This window comes from Pseudomonas sivasensis (assembly GCF_052938085.1).
The window spans coordinates 4,914,949-4,929,257 of record NZ_CP176442.1; the positions used below are offsets into that span (position 1 = coordinate 4,914,949).

The following is a 14,309-nucleotide window of genomic DNA, read 5'->3' on the forward strand; positions in this document are numbered from 1 at the left end:
GAACACCTCGGCTGGAACTTTGCGACTCACAGGTCGGCACGGTGGCGCATTGTAACGCAAAATTCCAGCCGGGTGCTCAGGCCGCTGCTACCTGGACCGGAACGCCATTGAGCGCAGCGTTCCCCGATAGCTCATCCAACTGCCGCTCGTCGGTCAAGTCATTCGCGCTCGCCCCCGGTTGCCCGCTGGCGATGGTCATCTGGACGCCCGGGCGAGCGTGACCCCAGCCATGGGGCAGGCTGACGACCCCGGGCATCATCTCCAGACTGGCCAGCACCTCTACCTCGATCATGCCAATGCGCGAACTCACGCGAACCCGCTGACCATCACTCAGTTGCCGACTGACAAGGTCATCGGGATGCATCAGCAATTGATGTCGGGGCTTGCCCTTCACCAAGCGATGATAATTATGCATCCAGGAATTATTGCTGCGCACATGCCGACGGCCGATCAGCAGCAGTTCGTCAGCCATGGGCAGCGGCTGCGCGGCGAAGCGCGCCAGGTCGGCAAGAATCACAGCGGGCGCGGCCTGAACCTTACCGTCAGCCGTTTTCAAACGCGCAGAAAGATTGGGCTGCAACGGCCCCAAATCCACGCCATGGGGGTGATCGGCCAGCATCGCAACCGACAGCTTATGACTCGACGCATCACCATACGCCCCGGCACGCAGTCCGAAGTCGATCATCTTGGCCGGCGGCATCGTCGGTTTAAGCACAACACCGGTCTGCGCCGCAAAGGCGGTGGCCAGACCGACGAAAATTTCCCAGTCATGCAAGGCCCCTTCGGGCTTGGGCAAGATCGCGCGGTTGAAACGGGTGACGTTACGCACCGCAAACATGTTGAAGGTGGTGTCGTAGTGATCGTTTTCCAGGGCCAGGGTGGACGGCAAAATCAGATCGGCGTACCGAGTGGTCTCGTTGATGTAAAGATCGATACTGACCATGAACTCCAACCCATCCAGCGCCTGCTCCAACTGGCGACCGTTAGGGGTCGACAGCACAGGATTGCCCGCTACCGTGACCAATGCGCGAATCTGCCCTTCGCCGTCAGTAAGCATTTCTTCAGCCAGGGCCGACACCGGCAACTCGCCGCCGTACTCCGGACGCCCGGAAACCCGGCTTTGCCAGCGGTTGAAATGCCCGCCACCGGTCGACGCTACCAGGTCCACCGCGGGGGTGGTGCACAAGGCGCCGCCAACCCGGTCCAGGTTGCCGGTGACCAGGTTGATCAACTGCACCAACCAATGGCAGAGCGTGCCAAACGCCTGGGTCGACACACCCATACGCCCATAACACACGGCCTTGTCCGCTGCGGCAAAGTCCCGCGCTAATTGGCGGATCTGTTCGGCAGGCACCGCACACTGGCGGCTCATGGCCTCGGCAGTAAAGCCTGCGATAGCACGGCGAACGTCCTCAAGACCGTCTACCGGTAAATGACTGGCGCGTGTCAGGTTTTCGGTAAACAAGGTGTTGAGCACACCGAACAACAGCGCCGCATCCCCACCGGGCCGCACGAATAGGTGTTGATCAGCAATCGCCGCCGTTTCACTGCGCCGAGGGTCTACCACCACCACTTTGCCGCCCCGGGACTGAATGGCTTTAAGGCGCTTCTCCACATCTGGTACGGTCATAATGCTGCCGTTGGAAGCCAGCGGGTTGCCCCCCAGGATCAGCATAAAGTCGGTGTGATCGATGTCCGGGATCGGCAGCAGCAGGCCATGGCCGTACATCAAGTGGCTGGTGAGGTGATGAGGCAACTGATCCACAGAGGTCGCGGAATACCGATTGCGCGTCTTGAGCAGGCCGAGGAAGTAGTTGCTGTGAGTCATCAGCCCATAGTTGTGCACGCTGGGGTTGCCCTGATACACCGCCACCGCATTCTGCCCGTGCCGGGCCTGGATACTCGACAGCCGCTCGGCGACCAAGGAAAACGCTTCGTCCCAAGGGATCGCTCGCCATTCGCTGCCCGTTCGCAACATCGGCTGGTGGAGGCGGTCCGGGTCATTCTGGATATCCTGCAACGCCACCGCCTTTGGGCAGATATGACCACGGCTGAAGGTGTCCAACGCGTCGCCCTTGATAGAGGTAATCGCCAGGCTGCCGTCTTCGGCTTGGGTAGTTTCCAGGGTCAAGCCACAGATGGCTTCACATAGATGGCACGCACGGTGATGGAGAGTCTTGGTCATGGCCAGTCTCTTTATAGGGGCTTTGGTCTGACTATGGGCCGCGACCATGACAGACGCCAGTATCGTTCGTCCTGTGAATCGGCAAGCATTAGGCCAGGCCATGACCAAGCATGAGCAAATGTTACAAAACGCTATATACAGCCCCGGAAACCGACGCGGCCTGATCCGAGCCCGCCCCCGCGCATTGCAAAAGGTTGCGACGCCAGTGTACAAATGGCCCGCTGCCGTCAGGAAATCGTCTTCAAAAGCGCTCTCGCGCCCTTCTTGAACACCCCTAAAAACGTAGCCCTATTGGTAAGACGCGACATTTAATGTCAATATCGCGCCTTCCCCTATTTCGTCGCCCCGTGCGGCTTTCGCCGCAGGTCTCGCCCGTTGTCACAATAAACAAGGCTTTGAGTATCTGCGGTCTGTTGCAAAAAGGTAGTTAATGATGAGCGCAAGGCACTTTCTCTCCCTGATGGATTGCACGCCCGAAGAGCTGGTCAGCGTGATCCGTCGAGGCATTGAGCTTAAAGACCTGCGTAACCGCGGCGTACTGTTCGAGCCTTTGAAAAACCGCGTCCTCGGCATGATTTTCGAGAAGTCGTCGACCCGCACCCGTGTGTCTTTTGAAGCCGGCATGATCCAACTAGGTGGCCAAGCCATCTTCCTGTCTTCGCGCGACACTCAACTGGGTCGTGGCGAGCCTGTCGCCGACAGCGCCCGCGTCATGTCGCGCATGCTGGATGCGGTGATGATCCGTACCTTTGCCCACAGCACCGTCACCGAATTTTCCGCCAACTCACGAGTTCCGGTGATCAACGGCCTGTCCGATGACCTGCACCCGTGCCAGTTGCTGGCTGACATGCAAACCTTCCTTGAGCACCGTGGCTCCATCCAAGGCAAGACCGTGGCCTGGATCGGTGACGGCAACAACATGTGCAACAGCTATATAGAAGCGGCGATCCAATTCGACTTCCAACTGCGCATTGCTTGCCCGCAAGGCTACGAGCCTGACGCGCGCTTCCTGGCACAGGCCGGCGATCGCGTCACCCTGGTGCGTGACCCACGTGACGCCGTGCTGGGCGCGCACCTCGTCAGCACCGACGTCTGGACCTCCATGGGCCAGGAAGACGAAACCGCCCAGCGCCTGGCCCTGTTCGCGCCGTACCAGGTAAATCGGGCCTTGCTCGACCTGGCTGCGCCGGATGTGCTGTTCATGCACTGCCTGCCCGCTCACCGCGGCGAAGAAATTAGCCTCGACCTGCTTGACGATGAGCGCTCGGTCGCCTGGGACCAGGCCGAAAACCGCCTGCACGCTCAGAAGGCTCTGCTCGAATTCCTCGTCCCGCCTTCGTACCACCACGCATGAGCCAGCCACTTCTGCTGAACCTGCGCAATCTGGCATGCGGCTATCAAGATCAACGGGTGGTACAGAACCTCAATCTGCACCTGAACGCGGGTGATATCGGTTGCCTGCTCGGCTCATCAGGCTGCGGTAAAACCACCACTCTGCGCGCGATTGCCGGTTTTGAGCCGGTGCATGAAGGCGAAATCAGCCTGGCAGGAGAAGTGATCTCCAGTGCCGGTTTCACCCTGGCACCGGAGAAGCGTCGCATCGGCATGGTGTTCCAGGACTATGCGCTGTTTCCCCACCTCAGCGTGGCCGACAACATCGCGTTCGGCATCCGCAAGCATCCACAAAAGGATCGCGTGGTTACCGAGTTGCTGGAACTGGTCAACCTGAAGAATCTGGGCAAGCGCTTCCCTCACGAACTGTCCGGCGGCCAGCAGCAACGTGTCGCCCTCGCCCGCGCCCTGGCGCCGGAGCCGCAACTGTTGCTGCTGGACGAACCCTTCTCCAACCTTGATGGCGAACTGCGGCGCAAGCTCAGCCATGAGGTGCGCGACATTCTCAAGGCGCGCGGCACCAGTGCGATCCTGGTCACCCATGACCAGGAAGAAGCGTTTGCCGTGAGTGATCAGGTCGGCGTCTTCAAGGAGGGCCGTCTGGAGCAGTGGGACACGCCCTACAACCTCTATCACGAACCTCAGACACCCTACGTCGCCAGCTTTATCGGCCAGGGTTATTTCATTCGTGGTCAATTGAGCTCGCCCGAGTCCGTCAGCACCGAACTGGGTGACCTGCGCGGCAATCGCGCCTACACCTGGCCGACCGGTGGTGCGGTGGATGTGTTGCTACGCCCGGATGACATCGTCTACGCGCCGGACAGTGCATTGAAAGCCCGGATCGTCGGTAAGACGTTCCTCGGTGCATCCACCTTGTACCGTCTGCAGTTGCCGACCGGCGCGCAATTGGAATCGATTTTCCCCAGTCATGCCGACCATCAGGTGGGGGCGGATGTGGGGATTCGTGTAGCCGCTGAGCATCTGGTGCTGTTTCAGGCTTCGGGCAGCACCGCGGCGCAGATCCCTCGATCCGAATCGGGCGTACGGCGCTACAACCCGGCACACTGAGTATTTGAAGAATACTGGTCATCATGTGGGAGGGAGCTTGCTCCCGATGGCAGTGGGTCAGCTGTAGATACACCGGCTGACCTACAGCGATAGTGAGCAAGCGCCCTCCCACATGGGTTCTCCAGGAGCCTGGGATTACGCCCGACCAATTTCTGCGAATATGGCCTGGGTGTGCTCCGCCAGCACCGCTGCCGACAACTCCACTTCCAAACCCCGTCTCCCCGCACTGACAAAAATCGTCGTGAACGGCTGCGCCGTCACATCGATAAACGTGCGCAAACGCTTCTTCTGCCCCAACGGACTGATGCCACCTAACAGATAACCGGTAGAACGCTGCGCCGCGGCGGGGTCGGCCATTTCTACTTTTTTCACCCCCGCCGCGTGCGCCAGGGCTTTCAAGTCCAGACTTCCGACGACCGGCACCACAGCCACCAACAATTCGCCTTTTTCGCTGCTGGCCAACAAGGTCTTGAACACCTGCGCCGGGTCGAGGCTCAACTTTTCTGCGGCCTCCAGGCCATATGAGGCGGCCTTGGGATCGTGTTCATAACTGTGGATGCGATGTTCGGCGCGAACTTTTTTCAACAAATCCAATGCGGGGGTCATGGCGTCTCCGGCGGTGGCAAACAGGTGGTCAATTCTAGGCCAAGCCCGCGTAAAACGCTCTAATGCGCACCTCTCTTCAAACGATACTCCGTAGGGCAACCATGATCATTCATCAAACCCATAGTTCGAAAGTGACTGACCGTTCACTTTCGACCTTTGACAGCGGTCATTCTTGTCTATATTTTTTCGCTTACGAACACTGTAGTAATACACCTACAGTATTCCAGCAGTAAGCCGTGCCTTGGATGGGGATCCTCGTCACGGTGAAAATCGCGCCACCGCCCGTTGAGGCAGTGCGCCAGACAAGAACAACAATTGAGGTTTTCCATGACAACTGCTCTTCAACAGCCTTCACTTTCGAGCCAATGCATGGCCGAGTTCCTAGGGACTGCGCTTCTGATCTTCTTCGGTACAGGATGTGTCGCTGCCCTCAAGGTCGCGGGTGCAAGCTTTGGGTTATGGGAAATCAGCATCATCTGGGGTATCGGCGTCAGCATGGCGATCTACCTGAGCGCCGGTATTTCCGGGGCTCACCTCAACCCAGCCGTCAGCATCGCCCTGTGCCTTTTCGCCGACTTCGAAAAGCGCAAACTGCCCTTCTACATCCTCGCCCAAGTGGCCGGCGCATTCTGCTCAGCGGCGCTGGTGTACACGCTCTATAGCAATCTGTTTTTCGATTACGAACAAACCCATCATCTGGTACGCGGCACTCAAGCCAGCCTGGAATTGGCGTCGGTGTTCTCCACCTACCCTCATGCCCTGCTGAGCACTGCACAGGCTTTCCTGGTGGAAATGGTCATTACCGCGATTCTGATGGGCGTGATCATGGCCCTGACCGATGACAATAACGGACTGCCACGCGGCCCGTTGGCGCCACTGCTGATCGGCCTGCTGATTGCGGTAATTGGCAGCGCCATGGGCCCGTTGACCGGCTTTGCGATGAACCCGGCGCGGGATTTCGGGCCCAAGCTGATGACCTTTTTCGCTGGTTGGGGTGAAATGGCCTTCACTGGCGGCCGCGATATTCCTTACTTCCTGGTGCCGATTTTCGCGCCGATTGTCGGCGCATGCCTGGGTGCTGCGGCCTATCGCGGGCTGATTGCCCGTCATCTGCCGAGCGCCGCACCTGCTGTCGCCGAAACCCAAGACACCGCCGTCACTGGCGAAACCCGTATCTCCTGATAATGCCGCCTGGTCCCTACTGCCCTTTTAGTGGCCCAGGCTGTTGATCCACTCCCTTATTTCTCGTCCAAGGCAATCGACATGACCGACATTCAGAATAAGAACTACATCATTGCCCTTGATCAGGGCACCACCAGTTCCCGGGCAATCATCTTCGATCGTGACGCCAACGTGGTCTGCACCGCCCAGCGTGAGTTCACTCAGCACTACCCACAGCCAGGGTGGGTTGAACATGACCCGATGGAAATCTTCGCTACCCAGAGCGCGGTGATGGTCGAAGCCCTGGCACAAGCCGGCCTGCACCACGACCAGGTCGCCGCCATCGGTATCACCAACCAGCGTGAAACCACCGTAGTGTGGGACAAAATCACCGGCCGCCCGATCTACAACGCCATCGTATGGCAGTGCCGCCGCAGCACCGAGATCTGCCAGCAGCTCAAGCGTGATGGCCACGAGCAATACATCAACGACACCACCGGCCTGGTCACCGACCCGTACTTTTCCGGTACCAAGCTCAAGTGGATCCTCGATAACGTCGAAGGCAGCCGTGAGCGCGCGCGCAACGGCGAACTGCTGTTCGGCACTGTGGACAGCTGGCTGATCTGGAAATTTACCGGCGGCAAAACCCACGTCACCGATTACACCAACGCCTCGCGCACCATGCTCTTCAACATCCACACCTTGGAGTGGGATGCGAAGATGCTGGAGATCCTCGACGTTCCTCGCGAAATGCTGCCGGAAGTGAAGTCCTCTTCGGAGATCTACGGCCGCACCAAGAGCGGCATCGCCATCGGCGGTATCGCCGGTGACCAGCAAGCGGCGCTGTTCGGCCAGATGTGCGTGGAAGCCGGCCAGGCCAAGAACACCTACGGCACCGGCTGCTTCCTGCTGATGAACACCGGCGACAAAGCGGTGAAATCCAAGCACGGCATGCTCACCACCATCGCCTGCGGCCCGCGTGGCGAAGTGGCCTACGCACTCGAAGGCGCGGTGTTCAACGGCGGCTCCACTGTGCAGTGGCTGCGTGACGAGTTGAAGATCATTGCCGACGCCACCGACACCGAATACTTCGCCGGCAAGGTCAAGGACAGCAATGGCGTGTACCTGGTCCCGGCCTTCACAGGCCTGGGTGCTCCGTACTGGGACCCCTACGCCCGTGGCGCACTGTTCGGCCTGACCCGTGGCGTACGCGTGGATCACATTATTCGTGCAGCACTGGAGTCGATTGCCTACCAAACCCGTGACGTTCTCGATGCCATGCAGCAGGACTCCGGCGAACGCCTCAAGGCCCTGCGTGTGGACGGCGGCGCGGTAGCCAACAACTTCCTGATGCAGTTCCAGGCCGATATCCTCGGCACCCAGGTCGAGCGCCCGCAAATGCGCGAGACCACGGCATTGGGCGCCGCCTATCTGGCCGGCCTGGCCTGTGGCTTCTGGGGCAGCCTGGACGAGTTGCGAGGCAAGGCAGTGATCGAGCGCGAATTCGAACCACAGCTCGATGAAGCAGCCAAAGAAAAACTCTACGCTGGATGGCAAAAAGCTGTCAGCCGCACCCGCGACTGGGAACCGCACGAAGGCGCCGAATAAGCCAAGCTCCGGTTGTAACTGGCCGGGAGCGGATTCCTGCGTCATCATGGGCCACTTTTGTATGGCAGCCCAAAGGACGCCCCATGAATCTGCCTCCCCGCCAACAACAAATCCTCGAACTGGTCCGCGAGCGCGGCTACGTCAGTATCGAGGAAATGGCGCAGCTATTTGTTGTCACCCCGCAGACCATCCGCCGCGATATCAATCAGCTGGCGGACGCCAATTTGCTGCGCCGCTACCACGGCGGCGCGGCCTATGACTCCAGTGTCGAAAACACCGCGTACGCCATGCGTGCCGACCAGATGCGCGACGAGAAACAGCGCATCGGCGAGGCCATTGCCGCGCAAATCCCCGACCACGCCTCGCTGTTCATCAATATAGGCACCACCACCGAGTCCATCGCCCGTGCGCTGCTGAATCACAACCACCTGAAAATCATCACCAACAACCTCAACGTCGCCACCATGCTCAGTGCCAAGGATGACTTTGACGTGCTGCTGACTGGCGGCAACGTGCGGCGTGACGGCGGTGTGGTGGGCCAGGCCAGCGTGGACTTCATCAACCAGTTCAAGGTCGACTTTGCCTTGGTGGGTATCAGCGGCATTGATGAAGACGGCAGCTTGTTGGATTTCGATTACCAGGAAGTCAGGGTTTCCCAGGCGATCATCGCCAATGCCCGCAAAGTGATCCTGGCGGCGGACTCGAGCAAATTTGGGCGCAATGCCATGATTCGTTTAGGGCCGATCAGCCTGGTGGACTGCCTGGTGACGGATCAGCAGCCGGTGCCGGCGCTGGTGCAGTTGCTGAATGACCATAAGGTTCGCCTGGAAGTCGTATAGCGTCTGCACTGACGTCATCGGGGGCAAGCCCCCTCCCACCCTTCGAGCTGTGAATACGCTCGAATGTGGGAAGGGGCTTACTCCCACAATGGCGCGCCATCACACACCCTTTTCCTCAAGCCTTTCCAAGGCTCATGTTCACAATTCTTCCTTTTCCCGCCCTTTGATGAGTTTTTTCAATCAAAGTCGAGTGGCTGTGCGCGCGTTTATCAGCTACCATTTTCGCAAATGAACATTAATGTTCGAATTCCAAGACGAAAAAATCGCGAGGCCAGCCGATGAACCCTTCCACCTTGCCTGCATCACCGCTTGCCGAAGTCTATGACGTTGCCGTAATCGGTGGCGGGATCAACGGCGTCGGCATTGCAGCAGACGCAGCCGGTCGCGGTTTTTCAGTATTCCTTTGCGAAAAGGACGACCTGGCCAGCCACACCTCCTCCGCCAGCAGCAAGCTGATCCACGGCGGCCTGCGCTACCTCGAACATTACGAGTTCCGCTTGGTGCGTGAAGCATTGGCCGAACGCGAAGTGCTGCTGGCCAAGGCCCCGCACATCGTCAAGCAGATGCGCTTTGTATTGCCGCACCGCCCGCACCTGCGCCCAGCGTGGATGATCCGCGCAGGTCTGTTCCTGTATGACCACTTGGGCAAACGCGAAAAGCTCGCCGGCTCCAAAAGCCTCAAGTTTGGCGCTGACAGCCCGCTGAAAAGCGAAATCACCAAGGGTTTCGAATACTCCGACTGCTGGGTCGATGACGCCCGCCTGGTGGTGCTCAACGCCATGGCCGCTCGCGAAAAAGGCGCGCACATTCACACCCAGACCCGCTGCATCAGCGCGCACCGCAGCAACGGTATGTGGGATATGAATATGGAACGCGCCGACGGCAGCCTGTTCTCGATCCGCGCCCGCGCTTTGGTGAATGCCGCCGGCCCGTGGGTCGCCAAGTTCATCAAGGAAGACCTGAAGCTGGATTCGCCCTACGGCATCCGCTTAATCCAGGGCAGCCACCTGATCGTGCCGAAACTGTACGAAGGCGCCCACGCGCACATCCTGCAGAATGAAGACCAGCGCATCGTCTTCACTATTCCGTACCTGAACCACCTGACCATCATCGGCACCACCGACCGCGAATACACCGGCGATCCGGCGAAAGTGGCGATCACCGAAGGTGAAACCGACTACATGCTCAACGTGGTAAACGCGCACTTCAAGAAACAACTGAGCCGCGATGACATCGTCCACACCTACTCCGGCGTACGACCGCTGTGCAACGACGAGTCGGATAACCCATCGGCGATCACCCGCGATTACACCCTGTCGGTGTCGGGCGGCGCAGGCGAGGCACCGATTCTGTCGGTGTTCGGCGGCAAGCTGACCACCTATCGCAAGCTCGCCGAGTCGGCGATGGCGCAATTGGCCCCGTATTTCACCCAAATGCGCCCAAGCTGGACCGCCAAGGCCAGCCTGCCGGGTGGCGAAGACATGACCTCACCAGAAGCCCTGGCCGAAGCCATTCGCCACAAATTCGACTGGGTGCCGAGCGAGATCGCACGCCGTTGGTCCACCACCTATGGCAGCCGCACATGGCGCCTGCTGGAAGGCGTGCAATCGCTGGCCGACCTGGGCGACCACTTGGGTGGTGGCCTGTATACCCGAGAAGTCGACTACCTGTGCGCCGAAGAATGGGTGACCCAACCTCAGGACGTGCTGTGGCGCCGTACCAAGCTTGGCCTGTTCACCACACCGGAAGAACAGGACAACCTGCAACGTTACCTGTCCCAAGTTGAGCAGAACCGCAGCAAGACTCAGGCGGCCTGACAGACTCTTCATACAAATGCCCCTGCGCCGCGAGGCCCAGGGGCTTTTTTATGCGCGCCAAGTCATTCGGTTTTCCGAACGCAACACTGCAAGCTATTCGGTTTGCCGGACCGTACAGTTACATATTTACCGTCACACAAAGTTAATCATCATATAAATCATACGGTTAGCCATTTAACCCTGGCCTGGCACGACTCATGCTCTACACTCTTGGACGATTGCCTGGGACGCCTCAGGAGCCGTCACGGGCATTCGCTGTACAAGAGAGCCGTCTAACTGGCTTCATAAAAAAAACAAATGTCGAGGAAGTATTGATGCGCATCGTTCCCCATATCCTGGGCGCAGCTATCGCTGCTGCTCTGATCAGCACTCCAGTTTTTGCCGCCGAACTCACCGGCACACTGAAGAAAATCAACGACTCCGGCACCATCACCCTCGCGCACCGCGACAGCTCCATTCCGTTTTCCTACATCGCGGATGGTTCGGGCAAACCGGTTGGCTACTCCCACGACATCCAAGTAGCTGTCGTCGAGCAACTGAAAAAAGACCTGAACAAGCCCGACCTGAAGACCAAGTACAACCTGGTCACCTCGCAAACTCGTATTCCGCTGATCCAGAACGGCACTGCGGACCTTGAGTGCGGCTCCACCACCAACAATGCCGAGCGCGCTCAGCAAGTCGACTTCACCGTCAACATCTTCGAAATCGGCACCCGCCTACTGGTCAAGAAAGACAAGGACGGCAAGCCGTCTTACGCCGACTTTGCCGACCTGAAAGGCAAGAACGTCGTGACCACCGCTGGCACCACGTCCGAGCGCATCATCAAAGCGATGAACGCTGACAAGCAGATGGGCATGAACGTCATCTCCGCCAAAGACCACGGCGAATCCTTCCAAATGCTCGAAAGCGGCCGCGCCGTTGCGTTCATGATGGATGACGCCCTGCTGGCCGGCGAAGAAGCCAAGGCGAAGAAGCCGGATGATTGGGTAATCACCGGTACTCCACAGTCCTTCGAAGCCTACGCCTGCATGGTTCGCAAAGGCGATCCAGACTTCAAGAAAGCCGTAGATGGCGCCATCACCGCCCTGTACAAATCCGGTGAAATCAACAAGATCTACAGCAAATGGTTCGAGAGCCCGATTCCACCTAAAGGCCTGAACCTGAACTTCCCAATGAGTGACAAGGTTAAAGAGCTGATCGCCAACCCAAGCGACAAGCCAGCGCCTGACGTAAAAATCTGACACTGATCTAACCTTATCTCCTGAGGGAGCAACCCTCCCTCAGGCGTCTGTAATTACCTGCTGGATTTAACTTGGAACACTCGACCTGGCGGTTTTCGAGCCGATCGTGTGTGCCTGGCGTTCATCGCCAGGAGGGAATGGATTTTCCCCAAGCGGGTGCTTGTACATCGATCGATCTCGAGGGGAGACCCTAATGAATTACAACTGGGACTGGGGCGTGTTCTTCAAGTCCACCGGCGTGGGCAGCGAGACTTATCTCGACTGGTACATCGCCGGCTTGGGCTGGACCATTGCCATCGCTGTCGTGGCATGGATTATCGCCTTGCTGCTGGGCTCCATTCTGGGGGTCATGCGCACTGTGCCAAACCGCCTCGTATCGGGCATCGCGACCTGCTACGTGGAACTGTTTCGTAACGTGCCGCTGCTGGTTCAGCTGTTCATCTGGTATTTCCTGATACCCGACCTGCTGCCGCAAAACCTGCAGGACTGGTACAAACAAGACCTGAACCCGACCACCTCGGCCTACCTGAGCGTCGTCGTGTGCCTTGGCCTGTTCACTGCCGCCCGCGTGTGTGAGCAAGTGCGCACCGGCATCCAGGCGTTACCACGTGGCCAGGAATCCGCTGCGCGCGCCATGGGCTTCAAGCTGCCGCAGATCTACTGGAACGTGCTGCTGCCGCAGGCCTACCGCATCATCATTCCGCCGCTTACCTCGGAATTCCTCAACGTATTCAAGAACTCCTCCGTGGCGTCCTTGATCGGCTTGATGGAACTGCTGGCACAAACCAAGCAGACCGCCGAGTTCTCGGCCAACCTGTTTGAAGCCTTCACCCTGGCCACGCTGATCTACTTCACCCTGAACATGAGCCTGATGCTGCTGATGCGCGTGGTCGAGAAGAAAGTCGCAGTGCCCGGCCTGATCTCCGTGGGGGGTAAATAATGGAACTCGATTTCAGCGGCATCATCCCCGCGATCCCAGGCCTGTGGAACGGCATGGTCATGACCTTGCAGTTGATGGTCATGGGCGTGATCGGCGGTATCGCCCTGGGCACGATCCTGGCGCTGATGCGCCTGTCGTCCAGCAAACTGCTGTCGCGCCTGGCCGGCGCCTATGTGAACTATTTCCGTTCGATCCCGTTGCTGTTGGTGATCACCTGGTTCTACTTGGCCGTACCGTTCGTACTGCGCTGGATCACCGGCGAAGACACACCCATCGGAGCGTTCACCTCCTGCGTCGTGGCCTTCATGATGTTCGAAGCCGCGTATTTCTGTGAGATCGTGCGGGCCGGCGTGCAGTCGATTCCCAAGGGCCAGATGGGCGCAGCGCAAGCGATGGGCATGACCTATGGCCAGACCATGCGTCTGATTATCCTGCCCCAGGCGTTCCGCAAGATGACCCCGTTGCTGCTGCAACAGAGCATCATCCTGTTCCAGGACACCTCGCTGGTCTACACCGTGGGCCTGGTGGACTTCCTCAACTCCGCCCGCTCCAACGGCGACATCATCGGCCGCTCCAATGAGTTCCTGATCTTTGCCGGTGTCGTCTACTTCATCATCAGCTTTTCCGCCTCGCTGCTGGTCAAGCGTCTGCAAAAAAGGTTTGCCGTATGATCTCTATCAAGAACATCAACAAGTGGTATGGCGACTTCCAGGTGCTGACCGATTGCAGCACCGAGGTCAAAAAAGGCGAAGTGATCGTGGTGTGCGGGCCTTCGGGCTCGGGTAAATCCACCCTGATCAAATGCGTCAACGCGCTGGAACCGTTCCAGAAAGGCGACATCGAGGTCGACGGCACCTCCATCGCCGACCCGAAGACCAACCTGCCGAAACTGCGCTCGCGCGTGGGCATGGTGTTCCAGCACTTCGAACTGTTCCCGCACCTGACCATCACCGAAAACCTGACCATCGCACAGATCAAAGTGCTCGGCCGCAGCAAGGAAGAGGCGACCAAGAAAGGCCTGCAACTGCTGGAGCGCGTCGGCCTGTCGGCGCACGCCCACAAGCACCCAGGCCAACTCTCTGGCGGCCAACAACAACGTGTGGCGATTGCCCGCGCCCTGGCCATGGACCCGATCGTCATGCTGTTCGACGAACCGACCTCGGCCCTGGACCCGGAAATGGTCAACGAAGTGCTGGACGTGATGGTGCAATTGGCCCAGGAAGGCATGACCATGATGTGCGTAACCCACGAAATGGGCTTTGCCCGTAAAGTGGCCGACCGCGTGATCTTCATGGACGCCGGCAAGATCATCGAAGACTGCCCGAAAGAAGAATTCTTCGGCGACATCAGCGCCCGCTCCGAGCGTGCGCAGCACTTCCTTGAGAAAATCCTGCAGCACTAAGCACTACATAGCTCCTGCTGTAGAAACCGGGCCAATGTGGGAGGGGGCTT

At 58.9% G+C, this 14,309-nt stretch carries 12 protein-coding genes; 10 read left to right on the plus strand and 2 right to left on the minus strand.

Features of this window, described 5'->3' with window-relative positions; genetic code table 11:
• Positions 1 to 76 precede the first annotated feature (76 nt).
• Positions 77 to 2,185, minus strand: a complete 2,109-nt coding sequence (locus ACKZ62_RS22730; RefSeq protein ID WP_447095858.1) for a molybdopterin oxidoreductase family protein — start codon at positions 2,183 to 2,185, stop codon at positions 77 to 79.
• A 433-nt stretch (positions 2,186 to 2,618) separates the two neighbouring features.
• Between ACKZ62_RS22730 and argF the strand changes: the two genes are divergently transcribed.
• Positions 2,619 to 3,539 carry an ornithine carbamoyltransferase gene (argF, locus tag ACKZ62_RS22735; RefSeq protein ID WP_032891794.1) on the plus strand — a complete coding sequence of 307 codons (921 nt, stop codon included), beginning with the start codon at positions 2,619 to 2,621 and terminating at the stop codon, positions 3,537 to 3,539.
• A complete protein-coding gene (locus ACKZ62_RS22740; RefSeq protein WP_095183949.1) occupies positions 3,536 to 4,645 on the plus strand; it encodes an ABC transporter ATP-binding protein in 1,110 nt (369 codons plus the stop codon). Before argF ends, ACKZ62_RS22740 begins: the two co-directional genes overlap by 4 nt.
• 135 nt (positions 4,646 to 4,780) lie before the next feature.
• Here ACKZ62_RS22740 and ybaK read toward each other — a convergent pair whose 3' ends face one another.
• Positions 4,781 to 5,251 (minus strand): Cys-tRNA(Pro) deacylase, encoded by a 471-nt coding sequence (gene ybaK, locus ACKZ62_RS22745; RefSeq protein WP_032891799.1) that lies wholly within the window; start codon positions 5,249 to 5,251, stop codon positions 4,781 to 4,783.
• 327 nt (positions 5,252 to 5,578) lie between these two features.
• Between ybaK and ACKZ62_RS22750 the strand changes: the two genes are divergently transcribed.
• The 8 genes from ACKZ62_RS22750 (at position 5,579) to ACKZ62_RS22785 (ending at position 14,259) form a co-directional block, all read left to right on the plus strand.
• Positions 5,579 to 6,433, plus strand: coding sequence for an MIP/aquaporin family protein (locus ACKZ62_RS22750; RefSeq protein ID WP_032891800.1), 855 nt, complete (start codon positions 5,579 to 5,581; stop codon positions 6,431 to 6,433).
• A gap of 81 nt (positions 6,434 to 6,514) precedes the next feature.
• On the plus strand, positions 6,515 to 8,020 hold the full coding sequence (gene glpK / locus ACKZ62_RS22755; RefSeq protein WP_032891801.1) for a glycerol kinase GlpK: 1,506 nt from the start codon (positions 6,515 to 6,517) through the stop codon (positions 8,018 to 8,020).
• A gap of 83 nt (positions 8,021 to 8,103) precedes the next feature.
• Positions 8,104 to 8,859: a DeoR/GlpR family transcriptional regulator gene (locus ACKZ62_RS22760; RefSeq protein ID WP_032891803.1), complete on the plus strand. Its 756-nt coding sequence runs from the start codon at positions 8,104 to 8,106 to the stop codon at positions 8,857 to 8,859.
• 278 nt (positions 8,860 to 9,137) lie between these two features.
• Positions 9,138 to 10,676 carry a glycerol-3-phosphate dehydrogenase gene (glpD, locus tag ACKZ62_RS22765; RefSeq protein WP_447095859.1) on the plus strand — a complete coding sequence of 513 codons (1,539 nt, stop codon included), beginning with the start codon at positions 9,138 to 9,140 and terminating at the stop codon, positions 10,674 to 10,676.
• A 314-nt stretch (positions 10,677 to 10,990) separates the two neighbouring features.
• Positions 10,991 to 11,917: a glutamate/aspartate ABC transporter substrate-binding protein gene (locus tag ACKZ62_RS22770; protein ID WP_032891807.1), complete on the plus strand. Its 927-nt coding sequence runs from the start codon at positions 10,991 to 10,993 to the stop codon at positions 11,915 to 11,917.
• Positions 11,918 to 12,110: 193 nt separating this feature from the next.
• Positions 12,111 to 12,857 carry an amino acid ABC transporter permease gene (locus tag ACKZ62_RS22775; RefSeq protein ID WP_032891809.1) on the plus strand — a complete coding sequence of 249 codons (747 nt, stop codon included), beginning with the start codon at positions 12,111 to 12,113 and terminating at the stop codon, positions 12,855 to 12,857.
• Positions 12,857 to 13,528, plus strand: a complete 672-nt coding sequence (locus ACKZ62_RS22780) for an amino acid ABC transporter permease (protein ID WP_032891811.1) — start codon at positions 12,857 to 12,859, stop codon at positions 13,526 to 13,528. Before ACKZ62_RS22775 ends, ACKZ62_RS22780 begins: the two co-directional genes overlap by 1 nt.
• Positions 13,525 to 14,259: an amino acid ABC transporter ATP-binding protein gene (locus ACKZ62_RS22785; protein ID WP_032891813.1), complete on the plus strand. Its 735-nt coding sequence runs from the start codon at positions 13,525 to 13,527 to the stop codon at positions 14,257 to 14,259. Before ACKZ62_RS22780 ends, ACKZ62_RS22785 begins: the two co-directional genes overlap by 4 nt.
• Positions 14,260 to 14,309: the final 50 nt, after the last annotated feature.